We start from the raw sequence: 21,139 nt of genomic DNA, 5'->3' as shown, positions 1-21,139 counted from the left end.
TGAACGCTTCAAAGCAACATAAGTGTGAATGCAGCATAAGCCAGCTAAACATCCCCATTTTACGTATCGATAGAACAAGGCGACGAGCATGTTACTACGCCATAGCCCATTGACGGCCAACGATTTACGCCAGTGTTTACGGATTGCGACTGGCGCGACCATAGGTTTTACCCTGTGTAAAATGTTTGGTTGGAGCAATGGAGTCTTCTTCACTGTTACGCCTATGCTATTACTCGGACTCGTGCCTGTGATGAATGGCCATGCTATGCGCCAGTTATTGGCCTCATCTGCCATGGCGGGGTTAGAGGTTGGACTGCTCGGTGGTCTGTTTGGCAGTCATCCCGGCCTGATGACACCCATCGTGTTTCTACTATTTTTATATCGCTTTGCCGCCATGTCCCGCGGCAGTTTGTTTCTCTTTGGCGCCAACGGAGTGCTCAGTCTCAGCATCATGCTGCACTTTGCTAGCTATCCCGGCGTTGATTTAAACGACTTAGTTTTCAGTAACTTTTGGGCGACGGCCCTGTCGGTTGTTATCGCCTACGCTATGACGGCACTCTGGCCCGATGTCGAACCTAGGGCGGCTTACAAGCCGGGACCTAAGGCGCCACATAGAATGCGCCACGAAGCGTTACTCGGCGCGACCATAGCGACAGCATCGTTTCTGGTATTCCAAATATTCGATCTACGGGATTCGATGTCGGCTCAGGCGACCACCTTGTTGCTCTTGTTTCCTATGCATTGGAATGGCGCACTCGACTATGCCCGTAAGCGCGCTATAGGTACTTTGCTAGGCGTGTCGTTTGGGGTCGTTGTGCAGTTGGTACTCTATGACTGGTCAGGACTATTGATATTAATCGTCCCCTTGCTGTGGATTGGACTGATGATCTTTAGCCAAGCCCATGTGCGAGAGGCAAGTGGCTCTGGCGTGGGTTTTGGCGCCATGACAACTTTAGGCATTCTGTTTGGCCAGTATCTGACCCCGGGCAACGATTTAATCTTCAGCGCCTTATATCGAGTGAGCAGCATTCTCACCGCCATCGTCGGCACGCTACTCCTGTGTTATTTGATACATAAGTTATTGAATCGTTTTGAATCGACGCGATTTGGTTATTGATTCTGGCTACTCGGGCTTGAAGACTTGCAGCTTACCCTTTCAAAGAGTAAGGTAAATTTATCCCATTTGGATTGAACGATAAATGAGCCTTAATGAACGCTAAGGCTCATTTATTGGCTGTTTTAAAAATGAGCGGCTGATTTAAAAATGGGTTTAGTGTATGAGTAGCTACATAAATAACAATAACCACCTATGCTTTAGAGCTTAACTCTCTTCAAGGATAGAACATGAAGATTAAAACATTCGTCATAGGCTTAACGCTATGCAGCGGCTATGCGGCCGCCTCCGTTGCGCCTTCTGGCAAACAATTGATGGAAATTATCCCCCAACCGGCACAGTTATGTGTGTCTTGTCATGGGGTAGAAGGTGAGGGCGTTGAACCAATCGGCCCTCGATTAGCGGGATTATCTAAACAATATATCTCGACCCAATTACAGCATTTCCAAGCGGGTGTGCGCCAAAACGCAACCATGATGCCGATGGCAATGACGTTACAAGGTGATGGTATTGAGCAAGTGGCAAACTACTTTTCTGCAAAGCCTGCCAATGAGGTCAAGCCCGTTATCCGCGGTGAACAGGTGGTTTTCAATGACGATACCGCCCGCTTAGCCTACCAAGGTGATTGGTCACGTGGTTTACCAGCCTGCGTGACCTGCCATGGTCCTTCGGGGTTAGGTGGCGGCTTATTTCCCCGTTTAGCCGGTCAGCAAGCGAGTTATATTAAAACTCAATTACTGGCATGGCAGTCGGGAACGCGCAAAGGTGATGTCGATGGCATGATGGCGAACGTAGCTAACAAGCTTACCGCCGCTGAGGTTGATGCCTTAGCGAACTACTTTGCTAATTTGAAATAAGGAGCTGGCCATGAAATATTCCGCAATGTTATTACTGGCCGCGATGGGGTCGTTAACCGTGCAGGCGCAAGCCGAATCGGATCCGCTGCAAGAGCGTCCAGATAAACAAGCCCCGCTGCCTTCTTTCCCTAAGATACCGGATCAAACCTATCTCGTCCCTAGACCTTTGAGTGCCATTCCTGAAGGTGCCTTTGGTGACAAAGTGCGTTTGGGTTATCAACTGTTTGTGAATACCCAACAGCTGCGTGATAAGTATGTGGGTAACGAGCTTAACTGCACCAACTGCCATATGGATGCAGGCCGAAAAGCCAATGCTTCACCCCTTTGGGGCGCGTATTTTGCTTATCCGGCGTATCGCAAAAAAGACAATAAAGTCAGTAGCTTTGAAGAACGCATCCAAGGCTGTTTTAACTATTCGATGAATGGTAAAGCCCCTGCATCGGGTAGCCCTGAGTTAGTGGCGCTTTCTGCCTATGCCTATTGGTTAGGTATGGGTGGCTTGATGGACGAAGCAAATATTAGCGGCCCAGTCCCTGAGCTTAGCGATGCCGAGTTAGTCAAAGGTGCTAAGAGGGAAGACTTCCCGCTACCTGAGATATTAGCCAAGGCGATGACAGTTGAGCAGCGTGCCAACTTGCCGGGTCGTGGTTATCCTGAGATCCCAAAACCCGAACAAGCCTATTCACCTGAACGGGGTAAAGAGGTCTATGTCGCCCATTGCCAAACTTGCCACAGTGTTGATGGCCAAGGTCAAGCGATTGCTGGCGTTTATGCGCTGCCACCGCTGTGGGGGCCTAAGAGTTATAACTGGGGTGCCGGAATGCACAGGGTCAATACTGCCGCATTCTTCATCCATGAAAACATGCCTTTTGGTAAGAGTATGCAGTTGACTAACCAACAGGCTTGGGATGTTGCAGCTTATATCAACTCCCACGAGCGTCCACAGGACCCGCGTAGCAAAGGTGATGTGAAGCAAGCGCAGGAAAAATACCATAATGACAGTGATTACTATGGTGTCACGGTCGATGGCAAAGTGTTAGGCACTGAGTCCTATCCGATTTTTCCTAAGAAGTCATAGTTAAGCGGCTTTGATTCAGTGCTCGCTTGATGAAATAAAGCGAGTGAATAAGTTGGACAGAAAAGCCAGCAAGCATTTAGCTTTGCTGGCTTTTTTATTGGTCAAACATATGTTGGTCAATTGTACTGAGTCATCTTTGATTTAAGTCGTTGGGATCTTCGTGTTTGCAGGTATCAATGTATAGGTGAGTCATGGCATTCGCTCGTCGACTCGCAGCCAGTCCATCCTTGGATGCTCGACCGCCCCGTCCATGGGGCGGACGGTCGTCTCGCAAATCACCATGACTCGCCTTTCTAGCATTAGTGTCATCTGTTGATCTAAAGTACACAGAGAATTTAGCCATGGGTGGCTCAGCAAACTATCTTGATTGAGCAAAACATATCGGGATGGATTAATACTCCATGTGTTTCATAATAAACTGATTTAAAAGTGTTTTTCATCTTGTTGAACAAAGGTTTGTTACACCTTACTGTATTTCTCTATTGATAGAAAATATCAACTGATTTGGAAAGTATTGAACTCTAATTTTTGGTGGGTAACTATCTTTTCAGTTATCGTATATACCACGTCAAATTTATTAAAAAGAGTTGACCTTGAATCCATTCAACTTACCAAAAGAAAGTTTTAACGCTAGACGAGATATACTGCTCTCTAGTATGGAAAGTGTTATTACAGAGACTTCTAACTATATCTATAATGACTATCCAAACCTCGAAAAGCTTGAGCAGGCTGAGTCATTTTGTAAGCATGAGTTAATGGAAGCTCCTACGGCAAGAGTCGACCACTTAGAAAAAGTAAGCATTTTCCCGTGGGTTGAAGCGGTACATGAGTTGGATAGTTGTTTGACAGTGATCTTTCAGGGCAACTACAAAAATGCTTTTGATTCTTTAAGGAGAGCTTTAGAACTTGTAGTGGCGGGCAGTTTTTTTGTCTTGGATAGTACTGAGCCAGAAAAGGCAAAAAAGTGGATGCATTCGGTTTCAGATAACGGTACACCAAATTTTAAGCGTGCGTTAAGTGAACTAAAAAAGGCAACTCCGCAGTATGATCAAGATAATGACGAGTCATGGATAGACGTTTTATTAGAGCATTATTGGGATATCTGTAATGTCATTCATGTAAATGGCTTGGAAAATAGCTTCAACATTATATCTCCAAGATTTCGGCATATAAATGGAATGAGCGTCCCGCAATTTGATAATAAAGCATGTAGCCAGAGTCTTTCTTACTACCTGAAAACAGTTGAATTAATAGCCCTCACGGTTGCATTAAGCAATCCTGTACTTTTAGTTGGTTTTGACATGGAGCGTAAATTTGGCATTAATCCACCAATGTCGGGGTTTTATAGTCCAGTCCAAGCTGAAAATTTAGCCTGCTTGATACCAGATAATTTTCAGAAGCTTATAGCTAGAATAAAAGAAACAGATACAAATATCAGTTCAATACAGCATTGGTATGACTCTCTGCCTGATATCACTGAAGAAGAATTAAACGCTCAATTTGAAAGACAGGATGACTTCTTTAAAGAATTCACAAAGTCATAAAACTAACGTGATTTCAACTCGCCTTCCGTATTCACAGTGTGCGCATCTGTGAACCTTACTGCTATAACGCAGGAATGCGGTTCACTGAGCCAAATAAATACATCCAAATATCATTTAAGTTAGATAACTTGATGAGCACAAACTATTGAACAACAAAACAGGACACCCAATTTTAAAAAAATGGAAAAGACACAAATCTCTGGGATTCACAGGCAACACCAAAACTACAGAAGTTCACTATCCCCTGCGAAGTTGCCGCGGGGCGTTGGAATAAATTGCGTGAGTCCGGAGATGGATGTCCGGCTAGCTTTCGCAGGTGCAGGGACGCATCCTTCGGAAGCGATAGCAATTTGTCCATAAGACCAAGGCCTGATTTATAAATAAAGAGTTAATGCATGTTACTTCGCTAGGGTGAGTGCTGCATAGCAGCGTTACGAACGAGAGCCACGGATGGCGAACTGGCAGTTAGACATGGACGTTGTTCGGCAAGGACTCTTGTTAACAAAGAGGCAAGAGGGAATTGCTGTTGATCCCCTTTTGGTCGGCTCTTGATTAAAAATCAGGGGGTTGAAGACCCACGACTTTGACTTATCTCGGCCGTAAGGCCGCAATCAATATAGCATTGTGCTAAACAGCACCAATATTAGCCTGAGGGGTGAAGCCCCACGACTTTTTAACTAAAGCATTCAAACGTAGTTTGGAAAGTTTTAAAGTCTCACTTTGGTGCCAATCAATTAAGTTTGAGTTGCAAAAATCTATTATGATCTCCGCGCTATAACAACTTATCTTGCAATAAGGATTACCGTGTCTCAGCCATCGGAACAACCTAAGTTAGAAGCTGCGCAAATTTGCCCCCTGTGCAAAGGCGCGAATCAATGTGCGGTGATTGTTGGTAAGGGTATTGAGGATTGTTGGTGTGCGCAGCAGGTGTTTCCGCCTTTGGCGGTGTTGCAAGCGCAAGCATCAGGTTCGCTGCAAGGTGCAATCAGCCCCATTTTACCGTCTGCCGATGCGTGTATTTGCCAAACCTGTCTTAGCCAACTCAAGCAGAGTTTGAGTCAGGGACAGATTACAACGCAGGATGAAAAAAGCCCATCGAGTGTGAGCGATGGGCTAGGTTATGAGGTGAAATAGCGGGCTGAAGTAATGAGCTATCGATTTATGGTGTAATCCAGTTGCACGCTAGTTTGTGCTTCCACGGCTTTGCCATTTTCAAACTTGGGTGCGTAACGCCATTTCTCTAAGGTTTCAATACTCTCTTTTTCAAATAAAGCACCACCCTTAGAAGCTAAAATTTCAGGATTTTTGACGAAGCCATGCTCATCGATAGTAAATTTAAGCTGAACCCAGCCACTTTTACCTCGCTGTGCATAGGACATTGGATAGTCTGGTACGGTACGGAAAATAGGTTGTTGTTCCTGTGTGTCGGCCCAAGGGCGCATTTTGCCGATAGCAATACAGTGAGCGGTGGATGCGTCACGCTTTCCTTGGCGCTCATACAGTTCGACTAAATACGCATGGGCACTCAAGGCATAGGGGTGACTGAAATTGAGTGCGTCGAATTGTTTAACTACTTCCAGCAGTAAAGGTTCGGCTTTACTATCATGTTTTTCCACAAATTCAACAGCGCCAACAGTAAAGGTTGCTTTGACTCTGTCTATGGCGTTCTCTGGCAAAATCTCTTTATAAATATCATAGGCATCGAAGGCATAGCGTCTTACGCTTTTCGTGTATAGCTCTGTATTAGATAAGCGGTTAAAGGCTGCTATTTTTACATCGGCGATCAGCTTCTTTTTATCGGATTTTTCCGCAATTGCGATAGCAGTAAGAAAATCCTCTTTCGCATCTTTGGCTTCGACGGCGGTTTGCGCAGCGCCCAGTAAGGGATCGATAAGCTCAAGCGCTTGTTTGCCATAATGAACTTTATAGTTAGCCAGAGCGAGCTGATACAACTCATTCGCCTTAGCCGTTTTGGGTAGATTCTTTTCTGTAAATGGGTATGGGGCGGCTTGCTTCTCTATCGCCGCGGCCCAATTCAAGGCGAGATTTGCTAAGTCGACACTGTCTTTGGCATATTGAGCTTCGCCGAGTTGGTAAGCGATTTTTGCGCTCGCTTCAATCTTAGCAGCATCGCCTTTTTCTACGGCGGCTTGATAGTCACTATAGGCTTTGGCAAAGCTATTTTCTGAGGCGTGCACGCTAAGAGATGTGCCTAAAGTGAGGGCAAGAAGACAGGCGATGGGCAACATTTTTCCGTGCGACATTCTATATATCCTTATTATTGATGAATTTAGATGATATATAGGTGTGCATTATGGGACAAGTCGGTTTAGCTTTTGTTAATAATGCTGGGGGAGTGCTGATAACTGAGAACTGAGAATTGAGAGTTGAGAGTTGAGATTAAAAATAAGCGAGCCCAGTTGAAACCGAGTTCGCTTATTCATCAGTGCTTTGTCGTTTTACTAGCCGTTATGACTTCGAATAGCCGCAAGTGCTTTTACTCGCCGCAATTACTTAGCTGTGAACGCTATGGCAAATTGCCCGAGCGCGCCGTATTCAAAGTCACAAACCTGCGCCAATGGCAGGTCGAGGACGCCAGCGTAGGAGCCTGTGATCACATATTGCCCTTGAGTTAGGCCAATGCCTTGGGCGGATAAAAAGTTAACTAACCAGTAGAGTCCCGCCTTAGGGAAACCATTGGGATGAATGGCGGATTTTTGCAGTGTTTCGCCATCCTGAATATTAACGCTGAGTTCGAAATGGCTGGTCTCTAAATCTGCTAGTGGGTTTAGCACTGGCCCTAACCATAATCCTTGATTGACTAAGCCATCGGCGAGGGCATCGAAATGCGTCGCTTCACTGGGCGTATGGTAGCGGCTTTTGATCAATTCCAAGGCTAAGCGAGTGTGGCCTAAGGCCGCGTCGATTTCAGCCTCTGTGTAAGGCGTGGTTCTTGGCGGTAAATCGCGAGCAATCTCGAAGGCGAGTTCAGGTTCGACGCGGGCCAGTCCTTTAGTCGATGGATAGAGCGGGCAAGTGGCCGATTGCTGATACACATCATTTTGATAAATAGGCGCTACGACGGTTTTTTCCGCCGAGGGTACTAGGCATTTCCACGCCGCGATAGGATTACTGTTAGCCTTATAGATGGCAGCCACGGTTTGCTGAATGGCGAAGGCCTGTTCGAAGCTCGTTGGCCTCAGCTCTGGGATCAGTAAATCGCCGCTGGTGCCTGCGGCGCGGCGCTCGGCGAGTTCCTTCGCTGCGGCATGAATCTGCATTTGAACTGGTTCGAGCGGGGCGGTAGATGACATTAACTTTCCTATTAAAAGAGTGAGCCTAGAAAGACGTGGCGTAGAAACAGTGGCAGAGAAGCCATTTTATCGGCCAAATATACTCGGTTATTGCCATCGCTGGAAATGCCAATGTTGGCTTTCTGGGTAAATCTGCTGCAGTTGAATCAAGAGTGCGGCCAATATTCTAATCATAGTAAGATACTGATACTTGCCTCACATAAGTGTCAGCTAAAGTATCCATGCTAACGCGAATGTTTCCATGATTCGCTGCTAGATATTGTGCTGACTCAGTGCCAGAATGACGCTCCATTTTGCGGTCTCTACTGGACATCTCCGTGAACCTTAGCCATAACGCCCCTCAGGCAAATAATCATGCTCAACTCGGGCTGCTCTTCATCTCAGTTGCGATTGTATTTTGGGGCATGTTACCTATAGCCTTGAAGCTTTCGGGGGCTTTTATCGATCCTGTCACTTTGACTTGGTTTCGTTTTTTGGTCGCGCTGGTGGTCAGCATACTAATCCAATGGAGCGTGGGTAGCCTTAAGCAATTTGCGGCGCTCGATGCCAAAGTCTGGTTAAGGCTAGTGCTTGCGGGCGTGTTTTTGATGCTCAATTATGTGTCTTTTGTTTACTCTCTCGATTATCTCGCGCCGGGTGCTGCCCAGCTGAATTTCCAGACTTCGCCCTTTTTCCTTGCCTTCGGTGGCGTGCTGTTTTTTAAAGAACGGCTGAATGCGGAGCAGCTCAGTTGTTTTGCGACACTGGCCTTAGGCATGTTGATGTTTTTCCATCCGTATTTGGATTTATCTGGCGCCAATAATCATCAGGTTTGGATTGGGGTGATGATCATTCAGTTCTCGGCGTTGTCGTGGACTAGCTATGCCTTGTTGCAAAAATCCTTATTGAATCGTTTATCGCCCGCGAATGTGCTTTTAGTGATCTATGGCTTAGGTATTTTCGTAATGGCTCCCTTTAGCGACTTTAGTCAGTTTGCCAGTATGGACAGCTTCGAGTGGCAGATAGCGCTGTTTTGTGCCGCCAATACCTTGATCGCCTATGGCTGTTTTGGGCAGTCGATGAAGTACTGGCCGACGGCACAAGTGAGCGCCATGTTGGCCCTAACGCCAGTATTTAGCTTTAGTGCCACTGCTTTGGTAGTGAGCATTGGCTGGTGGCCAGAAGTCTTCCATGCAGATGAATTAGATGGATTATCTCTGCTGGGGATTGGCGTCATTATTGTGTCTGTGATGGTGGTACAATTACTGCCACTGTATCGCAATCGTCAGGCGAAGCGTTTGCAGATTGTCTAAGGCGTACATTTTCACCTAATGGGAAAAGCCAGTGATCACCAGACTTAGCGATTTAAAACTTAAGGATATCCGTGGGGTCATCTTCGATCTCGACGGCACCTTAGCGCATTCTAATCCGGATTTTTCTGGGCTACGGCGCGAGTTGGGGATTCATTCAGGTACGGATATCTTGGCCCATGTCGATAGTCTGAGCGCGGGTGAAGCGCAGGCTCAGGCGCTGGAAATCGTCCATGAGTACGAAAGACAAAGCTCACTCAATGCCAGTTGGATCGATGGCGCGCGCGAGCTTATCGAATGCCTACGGGCTAAGTCGCTGCCCTTGGCTATTTTGACCCGCAATATGCCGGAAGCGGCGCACATCACTATCGATAAGCTCGGTATCGATATCGAACTAGTATTAACGCGTTACGATGCGCAGCCTAAGCCGCATCCCGAAGGTATTCATCTTATTTGCCAGCAGTGGCAACTCGCGCCCGCAGAGATCTTGTATGTGGGCGATTATCTGTTTGATCTGCAAACTGCGCGCAATGCGGGTAGTCACTGCGCCCTCTATTGCCCTGAAACTATTCCCGACTATGCCCAAGCGGCTGATTTACTGGTCTCTTGCTACCACAGCCTGATTAAAGCATGGCCTAAATAATTTATTCCTATGCGGTTAACCTGTTTAGCCGCATATATCTCAATTAACTCCTGTGACTACTTAGGTAATTGCTTACAAAGGTCATCAAATAGTGCAAAACTTTCGGTTAGCACCGTCTGTAATTGATCTTCGTTATAGCACCATGGCTGGCGTTGTGTACGCCAGTCGTTATCCCAGTCAATCTCTGCACCTCGTGCTAACCGCTCTGCCACGGCAATCTTTTGGTAAGAGCCGCCACCGATGCGCATATCTTCACGCCATAGGTTAAAACGGAAGGTAACCCACTGCCGCATCTCCATCATAAGTGTCATATGCGGGTAGGCGAATTTTTTCGCATTTAGCATGTAATATCCCCCCTCACTTGTGTAAAAGCGGATCGGGTATGGGAACTGGGCAACCAATATTTGTTGACGCTCCGTCGGCACCTTAGGATTAAAATCGCCAGGGAGTTTAGGAAAGCGCGCTAACATGGAGGCATAGCGCTCGGCAAAATTAACTTCACGGGCAATGGTAATCACGGGTTGTGACACTTCACTTAGGATAAAATTGTGTTGTTGCTCAGTTAACATATCGTCATCCATCTTGACTGTTTATGGTGTTATTTTCATGGTAGCTAAAGGTTAATATCCAATTTTTCAATTGATTAAAAATGTTAGGTCAATATCAAAATCGCTTTTGTCGCTACGGCCTCGCTAAGAGTCAGAAGGTATTTAGCGGTTACTTTGTGTATCCAGCTTATCTTGCTTAAGCCCAAGCCGAATACTGTCGAGTAATGCCACTAACCAGCAGAGGATAAAGCCGTAGAGCAGTTCATTGGCATTGGCAATTGTGGTCTGGGTTTGTTGGGTGATTTCGGCAGAAATTACGCCGATATCTAGCGGTAAGATGCCGTTTTGAATATCTAAGGCGATGACTTGCGCCACTTGATAGATTTGCGATAGCAACAGCACAAGACTCACGACCGCTAAGCTAAAAAATACCAGTGCCGAGCGTTTATGTTTTAGGTAAAAATGGCCGCTGCCGGGGGCGACAAAGGCGGATAACAGGCCGGCGTTAAAGGCTTTTTTCATCGAAATACACTAGATGCGTTGCTAAAGACTAAGTCGACACTAATAAACATGTTGGCTTAACTGCAAGTTAATTTGCCATTGCGACTAACATTCCAATAAAGCCCGCAAACAGAGTGCAACCGACAAGTACCATGATTAATAACGTTTTATCTTTGTGGCATGACTTAGCGAGTTCAGGCAGTGCCGAGGTAAATGGGGAAGTGATCAGTGCTAAAAAATCCATTTTATATCCTTAAGCTAGGCGTTCTTGCACTGACTATATCAGCTTGAAATATCAACTGGCCAGTGTGCTTTGAGCTAGTGCGATGTTAAGCCAACAAAAAAGGAGCCTAGGCTCCTTTTTTAGTCTCTAGCTTAAGCTAGATTAGTCTTCACGTGGTTTACGTGGCTTACGCTCACCGGCAGGTTTGTCTGCACGAGGTTTGCGGTCAGCAAATGGCTTGTCACCCGTAGATGCTGCGCGGGGGTTACGATCACCCGCTGGGCGGTCACCACGTGGTTTACGGTCACCAGCAGGGCGGTCTGAACGCGCGCTACGGCCTGAATCAACAAATACTTGATCGCCAGCTTCACGGATGTTCAATGGCTTGCCACAAACACGTACTTTACGTAGGTGCTGTAACACGTCTTTTGGCATGCCGTCTGGCAGGTCAACAGTGGTCACTGCATCGTAAAGTTGGATTGCGCCAATGTAACGGCTGTCGATGTTAGCTTCGTTCGCGATAGCACCAACGATGTTACCCACACCTACACCATTCTCACGACCTACGTCGATGACGTAACGGCACATTTTCAAATCTGGGTTGTCTTTCAACGCTTCAGCTGTACCTAAGCTGGCTGGCATTGGACGCGGTTCGCGACTTCTGCGTTCACCACGCTCACCACCACGGTCGCTACGCTCGCTGCCGCGATCAGTACGTTCACTGCGCTCATCACGGGCACGTTCTTGAATTGCTGGCAATTGAAGCGGGCGTTCTTGTTGTACTTGATGCAACAAGGCTGCGGCGAGAAGATCGGTATCGACTTCTAACTGTTGGCATAGTTGAGCAACCGCTTCTTTCATGAAATCTAAATCGCCGTTGATCGTCTCAGCCAATTGCTCACCTAAGCGAGATAGACGACGTTCTGCAACAGTCTCTGGGCTTGGAATTTTCATTGGAGAAATACGGCTGTTAGTTGAACGCTCGATCGTGCGCAGCATGCGCATTTCACGGCTTGTCACAAACAGGATCGCCATACCAGTACGGCCAGCACGGCCAGTACGGCCAATACGGTGTACATAAGCTTCGGCATCATACGGAATGTCGTAGTTCACAACGTGACCGATACGCTCAACGTCAAGACCACGGGCCGCAACGTCAGTCGCGATCAGTATGTCTAACTTGCCACGTTTCAGTTGGTCAACTGCACGCTCACGGGCTTGCTGGTTCATGTCACCATGTAGTGGTGATGAAGCATAACCGCGGGCTTCTAACTTCTCGGCTAACTCAACACATGAGTTACGAGTACGCACGAATATGATTACACCTTCAGTGTTTTCAACTTCTAATACGCGTACTAAAGCTTCGAGTTTGTTGTGCTGTGATACTTGCACGAAACGCTGCTCAATTGACTCAACCGTTGTTTGGCTTGATTCAATACGAACATGCACTGGGCTGCGTAAGTGTTGGTTTGCAACACGCTTAATTTGCTCTGGCATAGTGGCAGAGAATAACGCCAGTTGGCGCTCGCTTGGCGTGTGCTCAAGGATCCATTCGATATCATCGATGAAGCCCATTTTTAACATTTCATCGGCTTCATCGAGCACGAGTGCTTTTAATGAGTCGAGTTTCAAAGTACCGCGACGCATGTGGTCCATAACACGACCAGGCGTACCCACAATAACTTGTGGACCACGTTTCAGGGCATTCAACTGTTGTTGCATGCTTTGACCACCGTAAATTGGCAGTACATGGAAATTCTTCATAAATTTGGCATAGCTGCTGAACGCCTCAGCAACCTGAACCGCTAACTCACGTGTTGGCGCTAATACTAAAATCTGCGGCGTGGTTTGGCTGGTCACTTTGTTTAGTAGTGGTAAAGCGAAGGCGCCAGTTTTACCTGTACCTGTTTGCGCTTGACCTAAAATATCTTTGCCAGCCATAAGTGGGTCGATACTGGCTGACTGGATTGGCGTTGGTTTTTCATAACCTAGCTCGTCAAGAGCACGCAACAAATTCTCGGATAAGCCGAGTTCACGGAAAGTTCTTTCATCGGATGACATTGGGTTGTAGCCTTGTGGATGCGCGCGCGAAATGGCGCTAATAGTTTCACAGACAGAAAATCAACCCCGTGTCGATTTCCCGCGAACGACGGATTATAGCAGCATGGACGCCACTTTACCAATCAGAGTCACGCTATTTAACCTGTTTTCTGCATTTTTTTCGCTAAAACTGAGCAAGAAACGCGCCACTTCCCATTAATTCTTTAAATATTCGGCATTTAATTGAAGTAACTCAAATGCTGACTCAGTCACTGCTGCAAGAAAAGTGATGTCGATTGTCGCGACGGTATCTTCAGGGGTGTGATATTGGGGATGGGTCGGCACGCCAAAATACAGCCAAGGGATATTAGCTTTGTGGAAGGAATAGTGATCCGATGCCCGCAGCCAATCGGTACTTTGTATGCTACGGCCAACGGGTTTGGGGTGGGAGAGCCTAATGCACAGTCGGTTCTGTTGATTCAGTAGAGGTTTAAATTGAGTGAACTGAGTGAAGTTTCGACTGCCTTCAAGGTAAATCGCATAGGGCCTGCCGGGGTGACTCACCATATCTAAATTCAACATCAGCTCAAAAGTCGCCTCTGGCAGACGGGTTTTGAGTTGTTCGACCAAGGCGATGCTGCCATAGAGCCCAGGTTCCTCGGCATCGGTTGCGACAAACATCAGATTCACCTTAGGCAAGGTATTGGGTTGTATGGCAAATTGCTGCTGCCAATGTTTGGCAATCGCCAGCATAGCGGCGACGCCGGAGGCGTTATCATCGGCGCCGTGGTAAATCTTGCTGCCGCTCATGCCTAAATGATCGTAGTGGGCGACGATAATACGCCATCGATTCGTCGGCTCTGTCGCCATGGCGGTAGCGACCACGTTGGCGCCATTTTCTTGGGTGAAGAAGGTTTGGTATTCAAAGGGCACGATAAAGTCCGCTCCCCAAGGCTGTAAACCTAGCCCCTGAAATTGCTGCTTTATATAGTCACGACTTTTTTCTGCGCCTGGAGTTTGGGTTTTGCGGCCTTCAAATTCATCTGAGCTTAATCTTGTGACAATCGCTTGTAACTCTAAGGGTTCGGCCCAAGTGAGCTTAAGCTCAGTACGCGCACAGGTTTCGGGTGAACTGGCGCAGCCAGTGAGAGTCGTTGCAACAAAGCAGGCCAGTGCTAATAAGCCAAGTCTTTGGAATTGATCTCTTATAAGGTGCATGAACGTGAACTTGGCGAGCAGCTGACCGATGCGACTGTGGTTGAATTGAGTCGATGGGCTTAGGTTTATGTCACTGAGGTTTATGTCGCTTAGTTTTTTATTTAAAAGTGATTGATGTTGCCTCGGTAACATAAGGTGAGTCACTGGGGACTGAGTGCTATCACGCATGGACATTCCTTATCGCTGAAGCCTTAGCCAGAAGATGAATATCATCTTTGCCTAAATCCAATTCTAATTCAATGATACCTCTATGTATGCGATAGCTTAAGCATATTGGATTGCTGAGCTAAAAAGAAGCGCAGTGCTTATGCGACTGCGCTTCTACTGTACTCAGGTCAAGGGCTCTACACTCAAGCCTTGGCTTGATTGGCCTTTGCCATTTCAATATCCCGTTCCAGCAGTGGCTTTAAGAAGCGTGCCGTATGGGAGGTTGGATGCTCGGCGACGTCTTCCGGCGTGCCTGTGGCTAAAATCATCCCGCCGCCACCGCCGCCTTCTGGGCCTAAGTCGATAATCCAGTCCGCGGTTTTGATCACGTCCAGATTATGCTCAATCACCACAATCGTGTTGCCGTGGGATTTAAGACGATGCAAGACATCGAGCAGCAATTGGATATCGGCAAAGTGTAAACCTGTGGTCGGTTCATCCAAGATATACAAGGTCTTACCCGTATCACGCTTAGACAGCTCTTTAGCAAGTTTCACCCTTTGGGCTTCACCGCCCGAAAGGGTGGTTGCGCTTTGGCCGAGGCGTACATAGGATAAACCCACATCCATCAAGGTTTGCAGCTTACGGGCAATGGCAGGTACGGCATCGAAGAAAGTGCGCGCATCTTCCACTGTCATCTGCAGTACTTCGTGAATATTCTTGCCTTTATAGCGTACTTCTAAGGTTTCGCGGTTATAGCGCTTACCTTTACAGGAATCGCAGGGCACATACACATCGGGGAGGAAGTGCATTTCGACCTTGATCAAGCCGTCACCTTGGCAAGCCTCGCAGCGACCACCTTTAACGTTAAAGGAGAAGCGGCCGACCTGATAACCGCGCGTGCGTGACTCTTGGGTTCCTGCAAAAATCTCGCGAATTGGGGTGAAGATGCCAGTATAAGTGGCAGGATTCGAGCGCGGCGTGCGGCCAATCGGGCTTTGGTCGATATCGACCACTTTGTCGCACTGCTCCATGCCTTCAATACGGTCATAGGATGATGGCTCATCCACTGTCGCCCCGTTGAGCATTCTATGGGCGATCTTGAAGAAGGTATCGTTGATTAAGGTTGATTTACCCGAACCCGACACGCCCGTCACACAAGTGAATAAACCAATGGGAATGGTTAAATCCACATTGCGCAGGTTGTTGCCGCGTGCGCCAAATAACTCAATCACTTGAGTTTTGTCGAACGGAATACGCGGCGTATCAATATGAATGCTGCGCTTACCGGAAATATATTGGCCAGTGACTGACTCTTCACAGGCGATGATTTTCTCAATCGGGCCGTCGCAAATCACTTCGCCGCCGTGTACGCCAGCGCCAGGGCCTATGTCGATCACGTGATCCGCCATGCGGATCGCATCTTCATCGTGCTCAACCACAATTACTGTGTTGCCCAAATCCCGCAGGTGGATCAGGGTTTGCAGCAGACGTTCGTTATCCCTTTGATGCAGGCCGATTGAAGGTTCGTCGAGCACATACATCACGCCGACGAGTCCGGCACCAATTTGGCTGGCGAGTCGAATTCGTTGGGCTTCACCGCCCGAGAGGGTTTCTGCCGAGCGTGATAGGCTTAAATAATTGAGGCCCACGTTCACGAGGAAACCTAAGCGATCGCGGATTTCCTTTAAAATCTTCTCGGCGATCTGGGCTTTTTGGCCGCTAAATTCAACTTTCTCGAAGTAGTCCAAGGCTTCGCCAATCGACCAAGTGGTGAGTTGCGGCAGATTGATATCACTTAAAAACACGTTACGGGCTTCTTCGCGCAGACGCGAACCACCACAGCTTTGGCAGGCTTGGGTATTGATAAACTTGGCTAATTCGTCACGTACCGAGTTGCTTTCGGTTTCGCGATAGCGCCTGTCCATGTTGTTGAGAATGCCTTCGAAGGGGTGATTACGCACCACCACATCGCCGCGATCGTTGATGTACTTAAAGGCAATGCTATCTTTGCCTGATCCGTACAGGACGATTGTGCGGACTTTTTCGCTGAGCTGCTCGTAGGGCACTTCGACATCGAACTTATAGTGTTCGGCGAGTGAGCTGAGCATTTGGAAATAGTAGAAGTTGCGTCTATCCCAGCCGCGAATCGCGCCGCCAGCCAGTGAAAGCTCAGTGTTGCTGATCACGCGCTCAGGATCGAAAAATTGTTGTACCCCTAAACCATCACAAGTTTGGCACGCGCCGGCTGGATTGTTAAAGGAGAAGATCCTTGGCTCTAATTCCGCCATCGAATAACCGCAGTGCGGGCAGGCAAAGTTGGCCGAGAAGATCAGCTCTTCACCTTTTGCTTTACCAGTACCTGTGTCGTCATCCATGGTGGCGACGGTCGCGATGCCGCCGGAGAGTTCCAGTGCGGTTTCAAAGGATTCCGCTAAGCGTTGCTTGATATCGTCACGCACTTTAAAACGGTCGACGACCACTTCAATCGTGTGTTTAACGTGTAAATCTAAGGTTGGCGGATCGGTTAAATCACACACTTCACCGTCAATACGCGCACGGATATAACCCTGCGCCGATAGACCTTCGAGCAATTTAACATGTTCACCCTTACGGGCGTTGACCACAGGCGCGAGTAACATCAAGCGGCTGTCTTGGGGCATTTCCAATACTTTATCGACCATCTGGCTGACGGTTTGCGCCGCTAAGGGTTGATTGTGTGTCGGACAACGCGGCTCACCCACGCGGGCAAACATCAAACGCAGGTAATCGTAAATTTCGGTAATAGTGCCCACGGTGGAACGCGGGTTATGGGAAGTGGATTTTTGCTCTATGGATATCGCTGGGCTTAAGCCTTCGATATGGTCCACATCGGGCTTTTCCATCAAACTCAAAAATTGGCGAGCATATGCTGACAGGGACTCGACGTAACGTCGCTGGCCCTCGGCATATAAAGTATCGAAAGCAAGGGAGGATTTGCCAGATCCCGATAAGCCCGTGATGACAATCAGTTTATCCCTTGGGATAGTCAGGTTGATATTCTTGAGATTGTGGGTGCGTGCGCCGCGTATTTCAATCTTATCCATCTATCGCTCTAATGCCATATGCTTAAAAAAATGAGCATAAGTATCGCACAGTTCCGCGGCTGAGTTTAGTTGATTCTGTGATCGGCACCAATCCTAGGGCTGGCACTGGCTTTTAATCACCTTGCTGACAGTGGCAGTTATGTACCGAGTGGATTAACTAAGATTAATGCGGTTGTTGCGTACTGACTCACAGGACAAATGTGAACACTATGTTAGACTCGTTTCCCTGTGCCTGAGCGTTAAATAGGGCAGAAAAATAAACATGTTAACCCGAGCACGGTCAATATAGGTCCGTGATAATCGGGATAAAAGTTAACTGTACAGGCAGTGGTTTAGGCCACTATTTCCTTTTGAGCAAATCCTTTTGGGTGTGATAACATGCGCCCCTTAAAAGACTTCAATCCAGGGCAAAATCATGGGTAACAACGGACTTTCGGGTACTGAGAAAAAAGTCGCGTTTTCTTTAGCCAGTGTATTTGGTTTACGCATGATGGGCTTGTTTATGATCATGCCCGTCTTTGCACTTTATGGTCAGCACCTCGAAGGCTTCTCGCCGCTGTGGGTCGGTATTGCTATCGGCGCCTACGGTCTGACTCAAGCTGTGCTGCAAATCCCCATGGGGATTTTATCTGACAAATACGGTCGCAAGCCGATTATCCTTATCGGTCTGGTGCTGTTTGCCATTGGTAGCTTGATTGCCGCCAATGCTGATTCGATTTACGGCGTGGTGTTTGGTCGAGCAGTGCAGGGCATGGGTGCGATTGCGGCTGCCGTGTTGGCGCTGGCGGCGGATTTAACCCGCGACGAACAGCGTACTAAGGTCATGGCGATTATCGGCATGTGTATCGGCGGCTCTTTTGCGCTGTCCTTACTGGTCGGGCCGATTGTGGCACAACATGTGGGCTTATCAGGCCTGTTCTTCCTCACGGCGATTCTCGCTGTGACGGGCATGTTGATCGTGCAATTTTTAGTACCGAATCCGATTTCCCACGCGCCTAAGGGCGACACGTTAGCCACGCCTGCCAGACTCAAGCGTATGTTGACCGATCCCCAGTTGTTTAGACTCGATGCGGGGATTTTTATTCTGCATTTAGTGTTAACCGCAGTATTCGTGGCCTTGCCGCTGGATCTGGTGGATGCGGGGCTCGTGAAAGAAAAACACTGGATGCTGTATTTCCCGGCTTTTGTGGGCGCGTTTTTCCTGATGGTGCCGTTAATCATCATTGGGGTTAAACGTAAGAATACTAAAGCTATGTTCCAAATCGCCTTAGTGATCATGATAGTGGCGCTGCTGGCGATGGCTTTATTCTCTAATAACTTATGGGTGTTGAGTTTTGCAGTGGTGCTGTTTTTCACTGGCTTTAACTATTTAGAAGCCTCATTGCCCAGTTTGATTGCCAAATTTTGCCCCGTCGGTGAAAAAGGCTCGGCCATGGGCGTGTATTCCACTAGCCAGTTTTTAGGGGCCTTTTGTGGTGGTATGCTGGGCGGTGGCGCCTTCCAATTAGTGGGTGCGGTCGGGGTGTTTATTGTTGCTGTGATCTTAATGTCTATTTGGTTATTCCTGACATTGGGCATGGAAAATCCTGTGCTGTTAAAGAGTTACACCTTAGAAGCCGAAGTCAAAGACAAGGCGCAAGCGCGGGATATGGCGGCTCAGTTATCACAGCTCATGGGCGTCGTCGAAGCGATCGTCGTGCTTGATGAAAAAGTTGCTTATCTTAAGGTCGACGAGCATTTCGATTTAAGAGAAGCACGAGCTGTGTTAGGCTCTGCTCAATAATATCTGGGTCTGCCGTGTGATATTTGGGGAAGCTGATTTTCCTCTATGGCGACACAGATAAACAACATACTGAATTAATAGATTATTTAAAGAATCGCAGGAGATTTCAATGGCCAGTCGTGGTGTTAACAAGGTAATTTTGGTTGGCAATTTGGGACAAGATCCAGAAGTGCGTTATATGCCAAACGGTAATGCAGTCGCTAACATCACAGTTGCGACCAGCGAATCGTGGAAAGACCAACAAGGTCAACAGCAAGAGCGTACTGAATGGCACCGTGTGGTTCTGTTCGGCAAATTAGCTGAAATTACAGGTGAATACCTGCGTAAAGGTTCACAGGTTTACCTCGAAGGTAAACTGCAAACCCGTAAGTGGAAAGACCAAAGCGGTCAAGACCGTTACAGCACTGAAGTGGTTATCGACCAAAGCGGTAGCATGCAAATGCTAGGTAGCCGTGGTCAAGGTGGCCAAGCACAAGGCGCGCCAATGGGCGGCGGCATGCCACAAAATACTGGTTACCAATCTGCACCGCAACAAGCGGCACCAGCGCAAAATCAATATGCGCCAGCGCCTCAAGCTGCACCTGCTTACCAAGCGCCAGCTCAGCAACAATATGCTGCGCCAGCACCTGCTCAGCAGCAATATGGACAACAACAAGCTCAACCACAGCAAGGTGGTTATGCGCCTAAGCCACAAGCCGCTCCAGCGCCTGCTTATCAAGCGCCAGCTGCGCCGGCACAACGTCCAGCACCACAACCACAGCAAAACTTCACGCCAGATTTGGATGATGGCTGGGACGACGATATCCCGTTCTAATTCACAGTAAATCTAATAATGTAGATCTAACTGTAAACAAAAAACCCTTGAGCTCTTATTCTTACTGACTTTTACGTCTTTAAGGTAAATCTCAAGGGTTTTTTTTTGTATAATAAGAGTTGATAGTTAAAATTAGGGTCTGTTGATCTTTGCTGTGCAAATGTTGCTCAGCAATACATCGGCAGCCACATTAACATAAACGCCAGTGACACCATACTGGCGTAATTTCTTGCTAGCTTGTCATACCTTGTTGATATTGCTCGATAGTGTTTAATTCTTCCAAAAGCATTCTCCACTAAATGTCGATACCGATATAAGCACCAATCGACTCTTTCTTGAGGTGTATTCTTATAGCGGCGCCTTGGAATAACAGATTTCCCGCCTTTATTTGCGATAAGTTCACGAAAAGCATCGCTGTCATAACCTTTATCTGCAATGACGGTATCAACCTGCTTCAGGTGCTCAATTAAGCTGGGGGCGTGTGTAATATCGTGTTTTTGGCCTTCTGATAATTCGAAATAAATCGGTAATCCTCCGCTGTCGACGGCTAAGTGAATTTTGGTTGAATTACCGCCTCGACTTTTACCAATACTCTCATTACTGTACTGGTCAACCCAAACTGGACACTTTTAGTTGAGAATTTTCAAACTCTACAGGTGACAGAGCGTCATTAGCAGAATGAAGCCGCTCCAAGTTGTAATATTTCATGTAAGCCGTCACATCTTGCTTCATAAACTCCCTTGTTGGTTGATTAACTTTAAAAATCTAATCGTGTTTCAAGCTACCAAAGAAACGCTCAACAACGGCATTATCCCAACACGCACCCACATCACCCATGCTGGCTCGGATACCATAGCTCGATAGCAGCCTACCGAATTGCTTACTGGTATATTGCGAGCCTCGGTCACTGTGAAATACCAACCCTCTGGCCGGTTGGCGC

The 21,139-nt window shown here is 47.5% G+C and carries 17 protein-coding genes and 2 pseudogenes; 9 read left to right on the top strand and 10 right to left on the bottom strand.

The window, feature by feature from the left end:
• Nucleotides 1-88 precede the first annotated feature (88 nt).
• The 5 genes from Q4Q57_RS08780 (at nucleotide 89) to Q4Q57_RS08760 (ending at nucleotide 5,727) form a co-directional block, all read left to right on the top strand.
• Nucleotides 89-1,117, top strand: coding sequence for a DUF2955 domain-containing protein (locus tag Q4Q57_RS08780; RefSeq protein WP_107946477.1), 1,029 nt, complete (start codon nucleotides 89-91; stop codon nucleotides 1,115-1,117).
• Nucleotides 1,118-1,344: 227 nt separating this feature from the next.
• Nucleotides 1,345-1,971, top strand: coding sequence for a c-type cytochrome (locus Q4Q57_RS08775; RefSeq protein WP_006086998.1), 627 nt, complete (start codon nucleotides 1,345-1,347; stop codon nucleotides 1,969-1,971).
• A 10-nt stretch (nucleotides 1,972-1,981) separates the two neighbouring features.
• Nucleotides 1,982-3,049 (top strand): c-type cytochrome, encoded by a 1,068-nt coding sequence (locus Q4Q57_RS08770; protein WP_311890595.1) that lies wholly within the window; start codon nucleotides 1,982-1,984, stop codon nucleotides 3,047-3,049.
• A gap of 593 nt (nucleotides 3,050-3,642) precedes the next feature.
• The gene (locus tag Q4Q57_RS08765; protein ID WP_041410989.1) at nucleotides 3,643-4,593 is read left to right on the top strand and encodes a hypothetical protein; all 951 of its coding nucleotides are present in this window, start codon (nucleotides 3,643-3,645) and stop codon (nucleotides 4,591-4,593) included.
• A gap of 804 nt (nucleotides 4,594-5,397) precedes the next feature.
• The gene (locus tag Q4Q57_RS08760) at nucleotides 5,398-5,727 is read left to right on the top strand and encodes a cysteine-rich CWC family protein (protein WP_311890594.1); all 330 of its coding nucleotides are present in this window, start codon (nucleotides 5,398-5,400) and stop codon (nucleotides 5,725-5,727) included.
• Nucleotides 5,728-5,744: 17 nt separating this feature from the next.
• Here the strand turns inward: Q4Q57_RS08760 and Q4Q57_RS08755 are convergent, their stop codons facing one another.
• The gene (locus Q4Q57_RS08755) at nucleotides 5,745-6,857 is read right to left on the bottom strand and encodes an energy transducer TonB (RefSeq protein ID WP_311890593.1); all 1,113 of its coding nucleotides are present in this window, start codon (nucleotides 6,855-6,857) and stop codon (nucleotides 5,745-5,747) included.
• Between the two features lie 246 nt (nucleotides 6,858-7,103).
• Nucleotides 7,104-7,907: a hydratase gene (locus tag Q4Q57_RS08750; RefSeq protein ID WP_311890592.1), complete on the bottom strand. Its 804-nt coding sequence runs from the start codon at nucleotides 7,905-7,907 to the stop codon at nucleotides 7,104-7,106.
• Between the two features lie 317 nt (nucleotides 7,908-8,224).
• Here Q4Q57_RS08750 and Q4Q57_RS08745 point away from each other — a divergent pair, with 317 nt between their 5' ends.
• Together Q4Q57_RS08745 and Q4Q57_RS08740 are read left to right on the top strand one after the other, a co-directional pair.
• Nucleotides 8,225-9,199: a DMT family transporter gene (locus Q4Q57_RS08745; protein WP_311890591.1), complete on the top strand. Its 975-nt coding sequence runs from the start codon at nucleotides 8,225-8,227 to the stop codon at nucleotides 9,197-9,199.
• Between the two features lie 31 nt (nucleotides 9,200-9,230).
• Nucleotides 9,231-9,839 carry an HAD family hydrolase gene (locus Q4Q57_RS08740; protein ID WP_311890590.1) on the top strand — a complete coding sequence of 203 codons (609 nt, stop codon included), beginning with the start codon at nucleotides 9,231-9,233 and terminating at the stop codon, nucleotides 9,837-9,839.
• Nucleotides 9,840-9,895: 56 nt separating this feature from the next.
• Here Q4Q57_RS08740 and Q4Q57_RS08735 read toward each other — a convergent pair whose 3' ends face one another.
• The 6 genes from Q4Q57_RS08735 to uvrA all read right to left on the bottom strand — a co-directional run bounded on the left by Q4Q57_RS08735 (nucleotide 9,896) and on the right by uvrA (nucleotide 17,602).
• A complete protein-coding gene (locus Q4Q57_RS08735) occupies nucleotides 9,896-10,408 on the bottom strand; it encodes a hypothetical protein (protein WP_311890589.1) in 513 nt (170 codons plus the stop codon).
• Between the two features lie 141 nt (nucleotides 10,409-10,549).
• A complete protein-coding gene (locus tag Q4Q57_RS08730) occupies nucleotides 10,550-10,909 on the bottom strand; it encodes a hypothetical protein (RefSeq protein ID WP_168825605.1) in 360 nt (119 codons plus the stop codon).
• 67 nt (nucleotides 10,910-10,976) lie between these two features.
• Nucleotides 10,977-11,132 carry a hypothetical protein gene (locus Q4Q57_RS08725; protein ID WP_168825603.1) on the bottom strand — a complete coding sequence of 52 codons (156 nt, stop codon included), beginning with the start codon at nucleotides 11,130-11,132 and terminating at the stop codon, nucleotides 10,977-10,979.
• A gap of 141 nt (nucleotides 11,133-11,273) precedes the next feature.
• Entirely contained in the window at nucleotides 11,274-13,172 is a 1,899-nt protein-coding gene (locus Q4Q57_RS08720; RefSeq protein WP_311890588.1) for a DEAD/DEAH box helicase, read from the bottom strand.
• Between the two features lie 195 nt (nucleotides 13,173-13,367).
• Nucleotides 13,368-14,537 (bottom strand): M28 family peptidase, encoded by a 1,170-nt coding sequence (locus Q4Q57_RS08715; RefSeq protein ID WP_311890587.1) that lies wholly within the window; start codon nucleotides 14,535-14,537, stop codon nucleotides 13,368-13,370.
• Between the two features lie 182 nt (nucleotides 14,538-14,719).
• A complete protein-coding gene (gene uvrA / locus Q4Q57_RS08710) occupies nucleotides 14,720-17,602 on the bottom strand; it encodes an excinuclease ABC subunit UvrA (protein WP_311890586.1) in 2,883 nt (960 codons plus the stop codon).
• Between the two features lie 415 nt (nucleotides 17,603-18,017).
• Here uvrA and Q4Q57_RS08705 point away from each other — a divergent pair, with 415 nt between their 5' ends.
• Nucleotides 18,018-19,385 carry an MFS transporter gene (locus Q4Q57_RS08705; protein ID WP_006083193.1) on the top strand — a complete coding sequence of 456 codons (1,368 nt, stop codon included), beginning with the start codon at nucleotides 18,018-18,020 and terminating at the stop codon, nucleotides 19,383-19,385.
• Nucleotides 19,386-19,494: 109 nt separating this feature from the next.
• On the top strand, nucleotides 19,495-20,199 hold the full coding sequence (ssb, locus tag Q4Q57_RS08700) for a single-stranded DNA-binding protein (RefSeq protein ID WP_107946491.1): 705 nt from the start codon (nucleotides 19,495-19,497) through the stop codon (nucleotides 20,197-20,199).
• Nucleotides 20,200-20,366: 167 nt separating this feature from the next.
• On the opposite strand, the pseudogene Q4Q57_RS08695 reads toward ssb, so the two are convergent.
• Nucleotides 20,367-20,801 (bottom strand): annotated as a pseudogene (locus Q4Q57_RS08695) (IS5-like element ISSod6 family transposase); the annotation flags it as partial.
• A gap of 7 nt (nucleotides 20,802-20,808) precedes the next feature.
• Nucleotides 20,809-21,139 (bottom strand): annotated as a pseudogene (locus Q4Q57_RS08690) (integrase core domain-containing protein); the annotation flags it as partial.

The organism is Shewanella sp. SP2S2-6, assembly GCF_031931965.1.
Taxonomy (GTDB): domain Bacteria; phylum Pseudomonadota; class Gammaproteobacteria; order Enterobacterales; family Shewanellaceae; genus Shewanella; species Shewanella baltica.
This window is presented reverse-complemented; position numbering and strand designations above follow the sequence as displayed.